This window comes from Weissella thailandensis, from assembly GCF_005405465.1.
Lineage (GTDB): Bacteria > Bacillota > Bacilli > Lactobacillales > Lactobacillaceae > Weissella > Weissella thailandensis.
In genome coordinates, this window is record NZ_BJEC01000002.1 from 97,341 (window position 1) to 112,960 (window position 15,620).

Sequence of the window (15,620 nt, forward strand, 5' to 3'; positions counted from 1 at the left end):
ATGTCAATAGACATTCAATCAGCCTTTTACCAACGTCCCGCCGACTTACGGAATTGCCGACCAGACTTTAAGGCCTGCACTTCTTCATGCCGTAATGGTCGATACTCCCCTGGCGTCAAACCAGTTAAGTCAAGCATACCGTAACGCTCACGAGTTAACTTAATCACCTCATGACCGACAGTTCTTAACATCTCTTTTACTTGATGATACTTTCCTTCATGAATTGTTAACTTCACGATAGCTGTATGCTTTTTCTTATCACTTGATAAAATTTCTGCATGAGCTGGGGCTGCTTTAAAGGTATAATGACGACCTTTTTGGACCGTTTTCACTGTCACACCGTGTCGTAATTTCTCTAACTCGTCATTTGTTGGAATTCCCTTGACTTTAGCAACATAGACTTTATCAATGCGATACTTTGGATGCATCAACTTGTTGGCCAAGTCACCATCATTCGTCAGCAACAAAGCACCCGTTGTATCATAGTCCAAACGACCTACTGGATAAACACGTTCTGGTTCATCGACAATATCTGTTACCGTTTGACGACCTTTATCATCGGAATTAGTTGTGACAACACCACGTGGTTTATCCAATAAGAAATAAACTAATTTCTCTTTTGAATCAATGGGGGTGCCATTCACTTCAATATGATCGCTGGGTTCTACTTTTGTACCTAGTTCTCGAATTACCTGTCCATTAACGGTCACTTGACCCTCAGTAATCAACTTCTCAGAAGCGCGTCGTGATGCCACCCCTGCCTGAGCCATGACCTTTTGTAATCGTTCTGCCATTATTTTTCCTCATTACTTTCTGATTGATCTGTTAATTCAGCAATTGTGATATCAAATGAAGATTGTTGTTCTTCTGATGGTAATAACGGTATGGTAACTCCTTGCTGACTTTCTAAATCTTCTAGTGCCTTCGCTGTAACCAATGGTGGCAGCTCATCCAAACTTGTTAATCCAAAATAATTTAGGAAATAACTTGTTGTAACATATAAAATCGGCCGACCAGGCTCGTCAGCACGTCCTTTGCCAGTAACTAAATTACGCAGAACCAATTTTTGAATCGTTGACTGTGATTGGACACCACGAATTTCATCTACTTCAATACGCGTCACTGGCTGTTTATAGGCAATGATTGCTAATACTTCCAGTGAGGCTTGTGATAATGCGGTCGTCAACGGTGCTGTAAAAAACCGATGAATAGTTTCTGATAAATTGGCCTTTGTTACTATTTGATAACGATCATCTGTTTTGAGAATTTGAAATGCACAACTATCATCCTCAGCGTACTTAGTTGCTAATTCTTCTAATAATCCAGTCACTGCTGGTTTTTGGAATTGTGTAGCTGCTGACAGCTCGGCCACCGAAATGCCTTCATCCCCTGCAACAAATAATAACCCTTCAATTTGCTGTAAGCTATTCTGCATCAGCTTCTTCATCCTCTCTATTTTCTTGATGATAAGGTATATTACCTCGTGAAATATCAATATTACCAAATAATTTATTTTGCATAATAGCCAAATGCTGATGGCGAACAAGTTCTAACATTGCCATAAACGTTGTCACTAACTCATCTTTTCCTGCATCCTCCGCAAAAAGCTGCTCAAACGTCACAACCTGATTGTTGTCTATTTGTACCATAATTTTAGTCATTTGTTGTTGAACTGACCAATTATCACTTTTCACCGAACGTGGCTGTACTTGCTTTCGGTAGCGCTTCTTTACCAGACGATTAAACGCATCCTGTAAGTCATGTAACTCTAACCCTTCTGGCAAAGGGGCCCCTTCGATATCATCTGGAATTGGCATAGGTGCTCTAGAAAACTGTAGCTGGCGCTCTTCTTCCCGAACACGTAAATCACCGGCCGCTTGTTGGTATCGTTGATACTCAATCAATTGCATCATTAATGCCTCTCGTGGATCTTCTTCAGTAACAAATTCCGCTAATTCTTCATCATATTGAAAGGTATCAGTCTTAGGTAGTAAGTAACTGACCTTAATTGACATTAACGTCGCAGCCATCACTAAAAACTCACCAGCAACATCTAAATTACGCTCTTGTTCTGCATGTAAGAACACCAAATACTGTGCCGTAATTTCCACAATCGGAATATCCATGATATCCATTTCATTCACACGGATAAGATGTAGTAATAGATCCAATGGACCATCAAAATCCGCCAAATGATATGTTAGTTCTTCACTCATTGCATGTCTCGCCATTTCGTCACATATTTTTGCGTCGCAATTGATCCCATAATTACTTGATCTGGGTATTGATATTGCAATGCTTGATATATCTTACTACCAAGTTCTAACTTTTGGTCAGGTCGTACTTCCGGACTAAACACAATCCGCCGAATCACAACTGAATTGTAAACACTCGCAACCCCGAGCAATACCGTGAAGTGATGTGTATTTTCATCACGCCACAGTAAAATATCCCGGCTATCATCAGATTGATACCAATCGTATTCACGTTGCACGGCGACAATATCTGCCAAATTTGGACTATAGGATAGCAAACCCATAACAATTTTCGATTGATCTTTACGTACAATAATTAACATCATTTCCTCCAATCAATCTAAATTAAGCACGAGGATGTGCTTTCTCATATACCTCAGTTAATCTTTTGTTTGAGATATGAGTATAAATCTGTGTCGTCGAAATATCAGCATGACCTAATAATTCTTGGACAATTCGTAAATCTGCACCATTTTCTAAGATATGGGTAGCAAATGAATGGCGCAACGTATGCGGCGAAACATCTTTTGTAATGCCCGCCTGTTTGACCCATTGCTTAATTAATTTCCAAACGCCTTGCCGTGTTAATTGATGACCATGGTCATTTAGAAAAATGATATGTGAATCTTGTTGTTTACCTAACAATGGCCGACTATTATTTAAATAGTCTTCTAACCATTTAACAGCAACATCCCCAATAGGAACGATACGCTCTTTATCACCCTTACCAACCGTTTGAATAAGTCCCAAATCCAAATGTAAGTTATCTAAGCGCAAATTAACTAGCTCACTGACACGTAGTCCGGTTGCATACATGACCTCAAGAATGGTTCGATTGCGCAAACCAAGTGGCGTCTTTATATCAGGTACTTGTAACAGAGCTTCAACCTCTTCCAAAGTCAATACGGCAGGTAAGTGTTGTGCCTTTTTCGGCGAATCAACTTGTTCCATTGGATTACTGGTTATCAATTTGTTCAGTTGCGCAAATTCAAAAAATTTACGTAACGTGGACACCATCCGAATAACCGTGTTACGCGACTTACCCTTTTGTTCTAACTGCCCTAGGAATGTCATGATTATAAAACGGTCAACCGATGCTAAATTATCGTACTTCTCAGCCATTAAGTATTCGAAAAATTGCACAAGATCTTGTTGATACGAATGTTTCGTATTGGCTGATAAACCACGTTCAACGGTTAAATAATGAAGGTAGTCAACCAAAACATCTTCAAATGGTCCTACCTGCACTTTCATCCTATTCGCCTTCACTTTCTTCTACTAAGAAAAGTCCATTTTCATTTTGTGTAATTCGACGTTCCTTGTATAAACGACCAACTGCACGTTTAAATTGTGACTTTGACATACCAAAGTACTTCTTGATGGCCTTTGGATCAGACTTGTCTGTGAATGGTAGGCTATGCGTGGTTGAACGCTCTAACAACGTAAGTAACATCTGAGCGTCTTCAGGAATAGCTTCATATGCGCGAGGACGTAACGATAGGTTTAACACACCATCTGGTCGTACACCGATCACTCGTGCTGATACAACCTCACCCAAGCGTGGTTCACGTTGACGCTCATCCGGATGAATAAAGCCAAAGTGGTAATCCGATGTCACAACCAATGTACCCACCTTTTTCAAACGATAGGCGGTTGCTTGTACTTGCTTGTTATGCATATCTGGCTTTGCTGGGATTCGCACCGCCTGCAAAATATCTGAAGTCACCAGTTCACCCCAAAGACGGTCTTTTTTATCAATGCGAAGTGTAACCATCAACTTATCACCACGTTGTGGCCATAGTTCCTTAATTGTTGGTAATTCATCTAATGAAACCACAACATCTTTATTAGGCAAACCAATGTCAACAAAGACTCCCAAATCACGACGAATATCCGTAACCGTTCCCCAAGCATAATGTCCTAATCGAACTTCTGGTAGATTCTTGGTTATTTCTAATTGGTGTTTTTCATTTTCATAGGCAAATCCTGAAACCAAACCGCCAACCTTTAATGGCTTTTTTAGTTCTGTTTTGTCAATTTCGTACGTTTCACCGTCAATTTGTGCATAGTAATAACGATCATTCTCGTCAGTTACTTTAGCTGTAACGACGTCACCAAGTTTATGTGTCATTTTTTCTCCATCCTTTTACATCAGTTGCATCTATATTTTATAAGTCCGATGCCACAGCACTGGTAAAGGTTATTCATAACCAGCATCATAGCGCCAGTAATCTTGCTCACTATATCTAATTATCTTAACAGATATGTCATCGATATGATATATGTAAACTAGATTCTCTTACTTATCTCACCAAAAATGATATTTTTTGCTAAAATAGTTATTAATAATTTGAAAGTGAGTTTAATCATTTATGAAAGCAATTGGTATGGAACCCCAGGTATTGATCGATATTCTTGTGGGAGCCAAAGTTGGTGTCGTCTATTCATTTGGTACTGAACACCGAGGTGATTTAGTAGTCACGTCATATGCTCTGAAGGAAGCCGGATTGCCATCAAACATGGCTGGTGCCGTTGTACAATTGGAAGATGTTGAAGAAACTGCACCTGGTAACTTTGTTTGGAAATTCAATCCCGAAGTTACCTTGATTCGCCCATTTAAAGTGCACGGCACAATGGAATTATTTGATGTTGATGACCAACTGATCAAGCCTGAACCAACAAATTGGTTTAATGTTGAGGCTGAAAATGCGGGACATGAAAAAATCAACAGCTGGTTAGACAATTATTTTACCGAGCATCCTGATCTTGATCGTGTGCCTCGCCAAGAAATCCCTGAAGATATTGCAACATTAGCGGCATCATTTGATGATTGGCGTGCTGCTTATTTTGACTTCCTGTATATGCCAACCAAAGCACAAAAGCGTGAATTACGGGCAAAGCGCTATGATATTGATCCGCTTTAATATAAAAGCATAAAAATCCGAGACAAAAAATGTCTCGGATTTTTATATTTCTATATTCTTTTCAACAATGGTCGTAGCATCAACGGAGCAATAATTGTTGAAACAATAATCACGATGACCATATCACCAAAAATATTTTTGGCAATTAGGTTTGCACTTAACCCAATTTGCGCAACAACCAAGGCCATTTCTCCTCGAGAAACCATTCCTGCACCGACTGCTCGTGCAGCTGGTTTATCTAATTTAGCAATTCTTGCCCCCCATTGTGCACCATAATACTTTGTCGCCACTGCTAACACCGTTAACACGATGATTAGTGGCCAAGTTTTCTGCAGACCATTCAATGAGATGTTCAAACCAATTGAGCCAAAAAAGATTGGGAAGAAGAACCAAACGCCTAATAAATTTGAATATTTCAAAATTTTTCCGGAACTGGCCAAGCGATTGACTATAAGTCCAATAATAAACACAATAATTGGTAATAAAGTCGATATACTTAATCCTTCACCACCAAATACTAATACATAGGCACCAACTAATAATAAAGCCAGCATATCATCCAAAACAGCAGCACCCAATACGACTGCCCCAACTTGTGACCCCAGTTGGCCAGCTTCACCAAGAACACTAATGGTTATTGAAATCGATGTCGCTGCAAAAACAATCCCCCAAAAGATCGCAATATCGTAATGATAACCTAATATCAAGGTAACAACTGTAAATAATAACAATGGCACCACTACACCCATCACAGCTGTTAATGTCGCCCCTGTTAAATTACGTCGTAACTGACCAACATCGGTTTCTAGCCCTGCTGTGAACATCAGTAATAGGACACCTAATTCTGATAAAGAAGAAATAACTTCACCTGTTGCCACCCAATGCAATATTGCGGGTCCCATAATGATTCCCGCAACCAATTGTCCAACAACTTCTGCAAAACCCAATTTTTGACCAACACGACCTAAAATAATAGTCCCGACAATTAAGATGATCAATTGTACCACTATTCCCATATCAACCTCCAAAAAAAGCGTATACCTCAATCCTAACTGGTTACCCACCCAGGAACTTGAAGCATACGCCCAACCGAAATTCTATTTACTTTTTACTTTGATAAATTACGTGAAAACAAATTGCTAAATGGTGATTCACCAGTGTTCGCAACCTGTGTCAAGAAGATTTTAATTGCCGTCTGCGTGGTTAAACCTTGTGACTTGAAAATTTCATCTGCTTTGTCTTTGACGTTGTCCTCAACGCGCAATTGGATTAACTTTTCTGCCATAATGTTACTCCCTTCACAATAGTTACTTTTTATATAAATATTATACCATAGCACAGTTTACATGTACCTTAAATATGAAACAAATACTACACGTTTTTATTCCTTTTTGCTAGTATTTTCTATTTAAATTCACGCATTTCACTTATTTTCAGTATCAAAGATGATTGTGACTGGCCCATCATTTATTAATTGAACTTGCATATTTGCACCAAACTCACCGGTTGCTACGGTCAGCCCGGTATCGGCAAGCTTTTTATTAAATAACTGGTACATCTTATCAGCAAAATCAGGAGCACCCGCCTTAGTAAAACTAGGGCGATTTCCCTTCTTTGTGTCAGCGTACAATGTAAATTGTGATATTGATAAAATTTGACCACCAACATTTCCAATCGACAAGTTCATCTTACCAGCTTCATCTTCAAAAACCCTTAATTTCGTTATTTTTCTCACTAGGTAATCTAATTCAGCCTCGGTATCACTATCGGCGATACCAACTAACAATACGTATCCCGCACCAATTTGACCAACAACAGCCTCATTAATCGATACACTAGCAGATTTTGCTCTTTGTAGTACTACTTTCATTACTTGAATACTCGCTTTACTTCGTAAACATCTTTAACATCTCGAATATTGGTCATAATTGATTCAAGTTGCTCTAAATTCCTGACACCAATACTAAGCGAAATACGCACATCATCGTTATGATCGACCCGACCATTCACAGAATTTAGTGAACGGGTCGTATTATTGACCATCCGAATCACATCATTCAGCAATCGATTGCGATTTGTCGCTGAAACTTGTAGGTCGGCATCATATTCGGTTTTATTGTTACCTTCAGGATTCTCCCACGCCACATCAACCAAACGGTTACCTTGAACTTCAGCGGCTTTTAAATTAGGGCAGCTCAAGCGGTGAACTGACACACCACGTCCCTTGGTAACATAGCCAATGACTTCATCACCAGGTATTGGTGTACAACAATGCCCCAAACGGACCAACATATTATCAACACCTTGAATCACGATTCGATCTTCACGATGTGACTGGTTCTTAGCTGCTTTTGTTTCCTTCTCAAGGGTTTGATGGTGCTCTAAAATAGCTTTTTGTTCAGCTTCTTGACGAGCAGCTTCTACAGCAGCACGTTTCTCTTCAGAAAAACGATTAGCCACCCCTTGTGGTTTGATATCACCAAATCCTAGTGATGCATACATGTCATCAACAGCTAAATAATGTAACTTCTCAGCGGCACGGGTCTCATTCTCAGGCTGCATTAATTCTTCAACATTATAACCTTCATCCTCTAACCAGTCAGCCACCATCTTTTTACCAGCTGCAATATTGTCGGCTTTATCTTGCTTACGGAAGTATTGTCTAATTTTGTTACGGGCACGCCGCGTAGAAACCATCGTCAACCAATCACGATTGGGCTGCGCATTGGGTGAGGTCAAAATTTCCACGATATCACCCGTCTTGATTGGAAAATCTAATGGGACCATTCGATCATTCACTTTCGCACCCACGGTATGATTACCAACATTTGTATGAATCGTATATGCCATATCTAGTGGACCAGCGTCCTTAGGCATTTCGATAACATCCCCTTTAGGCGTGAACACGAAGATACGATCAGTAAATAAATCCCCCTTCACTGACTCCATAAAGTCATCAGCATCTTGGGCATCATCTTGTAATTCTAAAATACCTTGGATCACATTCAACTTCTGCTGGTCAGCATTTTGCACATCGGCACCAGCAAAGTTACCTTCTTTGTAAGCCCAATGTGCCGCAATACCATATTCAGCAATTTCATGCATTTTGTACGTACGAATTTGTACTTCCAGTGGCCGACCACCTGGGCCAATTACTGAAGTGTGCAATGATTGGTACCCATTCGCCTTTGGTAACGCAATATAGTCCTTAAATCTACCAGGCATCGGTGTCCAGCGAGCATGAATTGCCCCTAATACCGCATACGTTTCAGGAATCGTATCAACTAATACACGAATAGCTAATAAATCATAAATTTCTTCGAAGCGTTTATTCTTATCAACCATCTTCCGGTAAATTGAATAAATATGTTTTGGTCGACCATACACTTCGGTATTTGCTAAATGTAAGTCGGTAATCGAATGTTTAATTTCATCAACCGCTTCATCAACAATTTCCAAACGTTCCTGACGACGCAAGTCCATCGACTTGGCAATATCATGGTAGGCATCAAAGTTAAGATAGCGTAAGGCCATATCCTCTAACTCCCACTTGATGGTCATAATTCCAAGCCGATCAGCCAATGGCGCATAAATTTCAAGTGTCTCAGCGGCAATTCTTCGCTGCTTCTCTTCTCTTAATGCAGATAAGGTTCGCATATTATGCAAACGATCAGCCAATTTAACAATGATGACACGAATATCATGTGACATTGCGAGTAACAATTTACGATGATTTTCAGCTAATTGTTCTCGTGAAGACTTATATTTAATTCGTGATAATTTCGAAACACCGTCAACAATAACGGCAACATCATGCCCAAAAGCCTGTTCAACATCCGCCAGCGTTGCCGTAGTGTCTTCAACGATATCATGCAGGTAACCTGCAACTACCGTATCAGGATCCATATGTAATTCAGCCAATATCCCTGCTACCTGAATTGGATGAATAATGTATGGTTCACCAGATTTACGCTTCTGTTCTTGATGCAAGTGGAAGGCAAACTGATAAGCCTTATCAACTTTCTTAACATGCTCATCGTTCATATAATCTGCGATTAAGTCATGCACATCCTGTGCCGTTAATTTTTTTGCTTCTACCATAAAAATCATCCTTTGTTTTTAGATTCACGCCGATTGGGATTCATACCCGCAGCATCGTATCTTTCATCTACCACTCTGAATAGTTAATTTATTCTAACGCATTTCATAGCTGTTTGTATTGTATTTTGCTTTAAATTTTAATAATTCTCCAAAAAATTAGGGTGTTTTTTTAAATACAACATTATTTTTCCCCAAAAGTGCCTGCATCGCCGCTGTCGTTTTTTCGTCATCAGCTAACCAGTACGTTTCATCCAGAGCAATTTTACGGTGATTGCGTTCAAAAACAAGTAATACCGGGTTCACACCGTGGTGTTGTTGCAAGTTAGTTTGCAATATGGACATCACACCAGCATCTTCAGCCGATGCCATAATCCTCAAGTACCATTGACCAGTTGGCGTCATTGCCGCAGAATTTGGTGTCCGTGCCAAAAGTTCATCACCACTCACGATACGATTAGCAATCATCTGTAAAGCATCCCGACCACGCTGCTGTTCAATTTTTCCAGTAATTAATAAGACTTTTTCATTAACTAACAATGGTGAAATTTCTTTGAATAATTTTGGGAAAATGGTAATCGATAGTGTTCCCGTTAAGTCGATACCATCTACAAACGCCATCGGATCACCCTTTTTGGTCCGAATTTTCTTAACATTTTGAATATAAATGATAACTGTGGCTGCAGGCATCCCCACTGTCAAATTAGCAACATCAGTCCTTTGAGAGTCAGGCAAGGCAGCTAAATAGGGTTCAATCGGATGACCACTCAAATACACCCCTAAATAATCATGCTCATAACCTAACTTCTCATTCAATGGAAATTCATCAACTTCATGCATTTTCGGTGTTAGTGATTCGAATAATGACATCGATTCACCAGCAAGTCCAATGGCATCAATATAGCCTTGCATAGAACCTAAGAGGGTTTTGCGGTTAAAGCCAAAACCATCTAAAGCACCTGCATAAATCAATGGTTCTAACTGAGAAACTTTACGATATTTGCTTGGTAAACGGCCAATAAAATTCGTTAAATCACGATACTGACCACCCTCTTGTCGTTCTTGAATCAGTGCCTCCCGAAAGTCGCGCCGCAAGCCACTAATCGAGGCCAAACCCATTTGGAGTTCACCTTGCTTGTTCATACTGTACCCTTGCCAAGAATGATTCAAACTAGGGCGCAAAATAGTCACCTGACGCAATTTCGCCTCAGAAATATAGATACCAATTTTTTTATGATCAGCAATTGAATCATTTAACACTGCCTTATAAAAAGCGGCTGGGAAATGGGCCTTAATATATGCCAATTGAAAAGCCAGCTTCGAGTAAGCAACCGCGTGTGAACGATTAAAACCGTATTGTGCAAAGGTTTCAATATAGCTAAATACTTGCTCAGCAACCTGTTGCTCATGATGTAACGCCATCGCACCATCAATAAAATTCGACTTCATGGCAGCAATTTTATCATGATCTTTTTTTGACATAGCACGTCGGAGTAAATCGGCTTCACCCAATGAGAAACCAGCAAAACGCTCAGCAACACGCATAACTTGTTCTTGATAAACAATGATGCCATAAGTAGGCGCTAAAATTTCGGCCATACTGGCATCAGGCACATCTTGTTTTTCTTTTTGATGCTTACGCGCAACGAAATGTGGAATATTTTGCATGGGACCCGGTCTAAACAGCGCATTTGCGGCCACAATATCCTCAAAACTGTCAGGAAGTAACTGACGTAAAATATTCTTCATACCACCTGATTCAAATTGAAAAACACCATTAGTCAAACCATTTTGAAATAGCTTTAATGTGGCCGAATCATCCAACGAGACCGTTGCAATGTTAAACGACTCATGATCAGGAATCTTTTGGATTTCACGAATAGCAATATCCAATATATTCAAATTAGACAATGCCAAAAAATCCATTTTCAACAAGCCAAGCGCCTCAACTGGCCCTTTGGGAAGTTGTGTGACTAGGCGCCCATCATCACCAATCTGCACCGGCATGTAATTCGCCAGCGGTTCAGCAGATAACACAACTCCGGCCGCATGTAATGACGCGTTGCGTGGTAAACCTTCTAGTTTTAAAGCTGTTTGATACAACAATTCACCGTCAACGGGCAAATCTAATAAGGCATTACGGAATGGTAAAGAATCTTCGTATGAAGCCTGTAAATTTGCCGTCCCTCTTGGCATTGCCTTTGATAGATTATCGATTTGTGTAGGATTCAAGCCAAAAACTCGGGCAACATCACGAATCACCGCCCGCTGAGCCATGGTTGAAAAAGTAATAATTTGCGCCACTCGTTCATGACCATAATGTTCATGTAAGTATTCCAAAATCTCTTCACGGCGATTATCGGGAATATCAATATCAATATCTGGCATTTGATGACGTTCTGGATTAAGAAAACGTTCAAAAAGCAAATCATAAGCAATCGGATCGACGTCCGTAATCCATAACACATAAGCGACCAACGATCCAGCAGCTGAACCACGTCCCGGACCAGTACGAATCGATTTTTTGTGCGCATAATTTAAAACATCCCAAATAATCAAGAAATAATCCGCAAAGCCCAGTTCATTAATAATTCGTAGTTCTTCTTTTAATCGCGCTTCGTATGGCACCGGATCAATATCCAAATTATGTAATCGATTCGTTAGTCCCGTTGTGGCTAATTCAGCCAAATAATCTTTAGAAGATTGACCCTGTGGTGTGGCATACTTTGGTACAGTCACTGCTGACTGTTCGAGTGTGACCTTGCTATGCGCTGCTATCCAATCTGTGTTCGTGACTGCTTCAGATAACCCGCGACGTTCATATTCGTTAGACCAATCAATACTGTCTTTTAAATAAGCTGTTGCTGCCTGCTTTTGCGCCAAGCCAACATTAGCAATAATCTCTCCCTGACCCAATTTTTGAATCACTTGGGCTGAAAATTGATCAGACGCATTAGGATATAAAACCGTCTCATTGGCAACTATTCGGGTGCCGGTATGGTCTGCTAGTTCTTTTATTGATTGCACGGTCTCTTCACGCATGTTCAATGAAATACCTAAGAAAACGTGTGTCTCATCAGTTAATGAAATCACCTTTTCAACTAAAGTTGTCGCTCTGTCTGGTTCAGTGCCGAGCACGACCGTTAGTTCACCCATACTTGGCAAGATAATATATAATCCAGCCAAATATGGCTTTAAATCCGTTAACGTTGGCTGATTATCTTGTGTATTAATGACACTACTAATCTGCAATAAATTGTGATAACCAATTTGGTTTTCAACTAGAAAAACGATTGGATACGTTTGTGAAGACTGCATGCCAACCAGTTCTGCAGTCAAACCTAAAATCGGTTGCATGCCAGCCTTTTTTGCCGCTTGATAGAAATCATACATACCATACAACACGTTATAATCCGTCAAGGCAACTGCCTGATAGCCTTTTTCTTGGGCAGCCTTTATCAATTGTTGAGGGGTCATCGGGCTCCGCAACAAACTAAATGCCGTCATGGTTTGCAGTGGTACCATAATAGCCTCCTTCTCTAAAACTTCCAATTGATGAATGTTTATTTTAACTTAATTTCATTATAGCCATTAAAAATAAAAAAGACCACCTGTGACAGTGATCTCCTTCTTACTTATTTGTTAATGATCATTATTTGTCTGCATGCGGTGCAGCAGATTTTGAAATTGCCACATAAGCAATTGTTCCAATCATACCGATAACCACTGAGAACAAAGAAGTCATGGTTGCATCATAAGTTGCACTTTCAAGCGCACTACCAATGTAGCCAAGAACTTCTCCCAAAATAAATGTCCAAACAAAAACTACAATATACTTCATATTGACACCTCTTAGCATACCGCCAAAATGTTTTACACCCTTATTTTACGCCCCCATGGTTAGTTTGTCACATGTTAATTAATTCACAGTGAACTAACGTCGCGTATATTTAACCAACTGCCAATCATAATCATTAGCATCATCAGCAGGCCCTTGGTCAATGACCTCACCCTGCCATACAGTTGAATCGACTGATGGCATCTTAACATCCCCAGATAAATCGGTTTGTAAATATGTCACATATAAGGCATCTGCTGTGGCCATAAAGCTCTCATAAATAGGCTTACCGCCAATAACTTGTAATTTCAAGCCAGCATCATCAGCAAGCTTTTCGGCCTCAGCGATACTGTAAACCTTTCGAAACCCTTCTGGCACTTCCAAACCTTGATTGTGCGTTAAGACAACGTTTAAGCGGTCCGGTAATGGACGCCCATGAAAACTAGCCATCGTATGACGTCCCATCAAAGCCACCTCATGCACCGTTGCTTGTTTAAAAAAATGCAAATCTGCTTTTTGATGCCAAGGAACCTGTCCATCAATTGCAATTGTACCGTCTAAAGTTTGTGCCCAAATCAAGTTTTGTTCAGCCATTTTATGCACCACCTTCTACAAGTTCAGATAATTCTTCCCATCGTGTCATCTTTGCTTCTAATGCATCATTAGTTTCATCTAATTCTTTTTGTAAATCAGCCAGTTTTGTGAAATCATCACCGCTCACATTCATTTCTTCTTCAATATCACTGACCTTCGTCTCTAACTGAGCAATATCATCCTCAATCGTTGACCATTCTTTCTTTTCGTTCCAAGTTAATTTTTTCTTCTTAGGCGTTGGAACTTTATCAGCTTTGTCTTCCGTAACAACAGACGATTTGCTCTCTTTTGTTGTTGCAAGCGTAGGCGCCCCATACGTGGCCAAATAATCGCTAAAACGACCATTATATCGATCGATGTCACCTTGACCTTTAAAAATCCAAAGCTTGTCAGCAATCTTATCTAAGAAATAGCGATCGTGGGAAACTGTAATAACAGTTCCAGAAAATGATTGTAGATAATCTTCTAACACCGTTAATGTCCCAATATCCAAGTCATTTGTTGGCTCATCAAGTAGTAACACATTAGGCTGTTGAATCAATAATTTCAACAAATATAGGCGTCGCTTTTCACCACCAGAAAGTTGACGAATCAGTGTCCCATGCATAAATGGTGGGAACAAGAACTGCTCCAATAACTCGGCTGCTGAGATATGGTTACCGTCCTGATCCACCACTTCTTCAGCAACTTCACTCAAATAAGCAAGCACACGCTTATCTTCGGGAATTGGTTCGGTAATTTGGGTGTAGTAAGCCATTTTAACTGTTTCACCTATTTCAATCACACCACTATCTAACGGCTGCTGTCCCGCAATCGCATTTAAAAGCGTTGATTTACCAGATCCGTTAGGACCCGTAATACCAATCCGTTCATTTCCCTGCACTAGCTCACTAAAATCTTTTAAAATAGTCAATTGATCAAAGGCTAAATTAGCATTTTCAATGTTAATGACTTTTTTACCTAAACGCGTTTGACCAAGATTGACCGAAATTTCGCCTTCAACTTGACGGGTGCCTTGTTGGTCTTCCAATTCTGCAAAGGCATTTTCACGTGCTTTTTGTTTAGTCGAACGCGCTTTGGCCCCTGCATGCATCCAAGCTAATTCTTTTTTATACAGTTGTGCTGACTTATGCTCAGCAACTGCTTCCGCACTGACACGTTCAGCCTTAGCAGTGACATACTTTTCATAATTACCCTGATACTCATACAACTTACCAAATGATAATTCAAAAATACGATTAGTGACGCTATCTAAAAAGTAACGATCATGAGTCACTGTCATTACAGCACCACGATAATTAGCCAGATACTTTTCCAACCAAGCGATTGAGTCAAAATCAAGGTGATTAGTTGGCTCGTCTAACAACAATAAATCAGGTGCTTGAATCAGCACTTGTGCCAGACCAACACGTTTACGCTGCCCACCTGAAAGTGCTGAAATTTGCAAGTCTAAGTTAGGTAAATGCAATTGTGTCAGGATATTTTTCACTTCTGACTCAGCCAACCAAGCATCTTGCTGGGTCATCTGCTGCTCTAATTTGGTATAACAAGACAATTTCTTTTCGTCTGTTGGATTTTCTGAATATTCGGCTAATGCCGATTGATAATCACGAATTAGTTGGAAAACCGGTTGCGCACCACTAAAAATAGCATCCATCACCTTTTTATTGTCATCTAGCGGTGGCTCTTGTTGTAAGTAACCAATTGTGTAATCCTTCGGTGTATCTATGTTCCCATTATCTGCTGGTACAATTTCTGCAATCGCATTTAATAGGGTTGTTTTACCAGTCCCATTTACACCAACAATGCCGACGCGATCGCCAGTCTCCACCAAAAATGACACTTTGTCTAACAGTGTTTTTTCACCATAAACACTATGCAGATTTGTTGCCCTTAATTGCTTCATTTTAT

Annotated in this window: 15 protein-coding genes; 1 reads left to right on the forward strand and 14 read right to left on the reverse strand. The window is 40.0% G+C overall.

From position 1 onward, the window contains the following. Nucleotides 1-26 precede the first annotated feature (26 nt). Genes FFM62_RS01485 through FFM62_RS01510 form a run of 6 tightly spaced genes read right to left on the reverse strand, consistent with a single transcriptional unit; the run spans nucleotide 27 to nucleotide 4,386 of the window. A complete protein-coding gene (locus FFM62_RS01485) occupies nucleotides 27-794 on the reverse strand; it encodes a pseudouridine synthase (RefSeq protein WP_115470493.1) in 768 nt (255 codons plus the stop codon). Further along, nucleotides 794-1,435 carry an SMC-Scp complex subunit ScpB gene (gene scpB, locus FFM62_RS01490; RefSeq protein ID WP_075269500.1) on the reverse strand — a complete coding sequence of 214 codons (642 nt, stop codon included), beginning with the start codon at nucleotides 1,433-1,435 and terminating at the stop codon, nucleotides 794-796. The genes FFM62_RS01485 and scpB overlap by 1 nt, the downstream gene beginning before the upstream one ends. Continuing rightward, a complete protein-coding gene (locus tag FFM62_RS01495; protein ID WP_115470492.1) occupies nucleotides 1,425-2,216 on the reverse strand; it encodes a segregation and condensation protein A in 792 nt (263 codons plus the stop codon). The genes scpB and FFM62_RS01495 overlap by 11 nt, the downstream gene beginning before the upstream one ends. After that, nucleotides 2,213-2,578 (reverse strand): reductase, encoded by a 366-nt coding sequence (locus FFM62_RS01500; protein WP_075269498.1) that lies wholly within the window; start codon nucleotides 2,576-2,578, stop codon nucleotides 2,213-2,215. Before FFM62_RS01500 ends, FFM62_RS01495 begins: the two co-directional genes overlap by 4 nt. 22 nt (nucleotides 2,579-2,600) lie before the next feature. After that, the gene (gene xerD, locus FFM62_RS01505; RefSeq protein ID WP_075269497.1) at nucleotides 2,601-3,509 is read right to left on the reverse strand and encodes a site-specific tyrosine recombinase XerD; all 909 of its coding nucleotides are present in this window, start codon (nucleotides 3,507-3,509) and stop codon (nucleotides 2,601-2,603) included. 1 nt (nucleotide 3,510) lies between these two features. Further along, a complete protein-coding gene (locus tag FFM62_RS01510) occupies nucleotides 3,511-4,386 on the reverse strand; it encodes a CvfB family protein (protein ID WP_075269496.1) in 876 nt (291 codons plus the stop codon). A gap of 241 nt (nucleotides 4,387-4,627) precedes the next feature. Here FFM62_RS01510 and FFM62_RS01515 point away from each other — a divergent pair, with 241 nt between their 5' ends. Continuing rightward, a complete protein-coding gene (locus FFM62_RS01515) occupies nucleotides 4,628-5,179 on the forward strand; it encodes a hypothetical protein (RefSeq protein ID WP_075269495.1) in 552 nt (183 codons plus the stop codon). A 50-nt stretch (nucleotides 5,180-5,229) separates the two neighbouring features. Here FFM62_RS01515 and FFM62_RS01520 read toward each other — a convergent pair whose 3' ends face one another. The 8 genes from FFM62_RS01520 to FFM62_RS01555 form a co-directional block, all read right to left on the reverse strand. After that, complete coding sequence (locus FFM62_RS01520; RefSeq protein ID WP_075269494.1) at nucleotides 5,230-6,195, reverse strand: cation:proton antiporter; 966 nt, start codon at nucleotides 6,193-6,195, stop codon at nucleotides 5,230-5,232. 92 nt (nucleotides 6,196-6,287) lie between these two features. After that, complete coding sequence (locus tag FFM62_RS01525; RefSeq protein WP_002827374.1) at nucleotides 6,288-6,464, reverse strand: type II toxin-antitoxin system RelB/DinJ family antitoxin; 177 nt, start codon at nucleotides 6,462-6,464, stop codon at nucleotides 6,288-6,290. Nucleotides 6,465-6,602: 138 nt separating this feature from the next. Next, complete coding sequence (dtd, locus tag FFM62_RS01530) at nucleotides 6,603-7,049, reverse strand: D-aminoacyl-tRNA deacylase (RefSeq protein ID WP_115470491.1); 447 nt, start codon at nucleotides 7,047-7,049, stop codon at nucleotides 6,603-6,605. Further along, nucleotides 7,049-9,280, reverse strand: coding sequence for a RelA/SpoT family protein (locus FFM62_RS01535; protein WP_115470490.1), 2,232 nt, complete (start codon nucleotides 9,278-9,280; stop codon nucleotides 7,049-7,051). Before FFM62_RS01535 ends, dtd begins: the two co-directional genes overlap by 1 nt. 156 nt (nucleotides 9,281-9,436) lie before the next feature. Continuing rightward, nucleotides 9,437-12,802, reverse strand: coding sequence for a DNA polymerase III subunit alpha (locus FFM62_RS01540; RefSeq protein WP_075269491.1), 3,366 nt, complete (start codon nucleotides 12,800-12,802; stop codon nucleotides 9,437-9,439). A 127-nt stretch (nucleotides 12,803-12,929) separates the two neighbouring features. Then, entirely contained in the window at nucleotides 12,930-13,118 is a 189-nt protein-coding gene (locus FFM62_RS01545) for a YjzD family protein (RefSeq protein ID WP_075269490.1), read from the reverse strand. A gap of 93 nt (nucleotides 13,119-13,211) precedes the next feature. After that, complete coding sequence (locus tag FFM62_RS01550; protein WP_075269489.1) at nucleotides 13,212-13,709, reverse strand: dihydrofolate reductase; 498 nt, start codon at nucleotides 13,707-13,709, stop codon at nucleotides 13,212-13,214. A gap of 1 nt (nucleotide 13,710) precedes the next feature. Next, nucleotides 13,711-15,615, reverse strand: a complete 1,905-nt coding sequence (locus tag FFM62_RS01555; protein WP_115470489.1) for an ABC-F family ATP-binding cassette domain-containing protein — start codon at nucleotides 15,613-15,615, stop codon at nucleotides 13,711-13,713. Nucleotides 15,616-15,620 lie beyond the last annotated feature (5 nt).

Bases quoted from the DNA above. Each gene is read 5' to 3' on its own strand.
- FFM62_RS01545 (WP_075269490.1), bottom strand. From the start codon at position 13,118: ATGAAGTATATTGTAGTTTTTGTTTGGACATTTATTTTGGGAGAAGTT.
- xerD (WP_075269497.1), bottom strand. From the start codon at position 3,509: ATGAAAGTGCAGGTAGGACCATTTGAAGATGTTTTGGTTGACTACCTT.
- FFM62_RS01550 (WP_075269489.1), bottom strand. From the start codon at position 13,709: ATGGCTGAACAAAACTTGATTTGGGCACAAACTTTAGACGGTACAATT.
- dtd (WP_115470491.1), bottom strand. From the start codon at position 7,049: ATGAAAGTAGTACTACAAAGAGCAAAATCTGCTAGTGTATCGATTAAT.
- FFM62_RS01520 (WP_075269494.1), bottom strand. From the start codon at position 6,195: ATGGGAATAGTGGTACAATTGATCATCTTAATTGTCGGGACTATTATT.
- FFM62_RS01535 (WP_115470490.1), bottom strand. From the start codon at position 9,280: ATGGTAGAAGCAAAAAAATTAACGGCACAGGATGTGCATGACTTAATC.
- scpB (WP_075269500.1), bottom strand. From the start codon at position 1,435: ATGCAGAATAGCTTACAGCAAATTGAAGGGTTATTATTTGTTGCAGGG.
- FFM62_RS01500 (WP_075269498.1), bottom strand. From the start codon at position 2,578: ATGTTAATTATTGTACGTAAAGATCAATCGAAAATTGTTATGGGTTTG.
- FFM62_RS01540 (WP_075269491.1), bottom strand. From the start codon at position 12,802: ATGGTACCACTGCAAACCATGACGGCATTTAGTTTGTTGCGGAGCCCG.
- FFM62_RS01510 (WP_075269496.1), bottom strand. From the start codon at position 4,386: ATGACACATAAACTTGGTGACGTCGTTACAGCTAAAGTAACTGACGAG.
- FFM62_RS01515 (WP_075269495.1), top strand. From the start codon at position 4,628: ATGAAAGCAATTGGTATGGAACCCCAGGTATTGATCGATATTCTTGTG.
- FFM62_RS01495 (WP_115470492.1), bottom strand. From the start codon at position 2,216: ATGAGTGAAGAACTAACATATCATTTGGCGGATTTTGATGGTCCATTG.
- FFM62_RS01485 (WP_115470493.1), bottom strand. From the start codon at position 794: ATGGCAGAACGATTACAAAAGGTCATGGCTCAGGCAGGGGTGGCATCA.
- FFM62_RS01555 (WP_115470489.1), bottom strand. From the start codon at position 15,615: ATGAAGCAATTAAGGGCAACAAATCTGCATAGTGTTTATGGTGAAAAA.
- FFM62_RS01525 (WP_002827374.1), bottom strand. From the start codon at position 6,464: ATGGCAGAAAAGTTAATCCAATTGCGCGTTGAGGACAACGTCAAAGAC.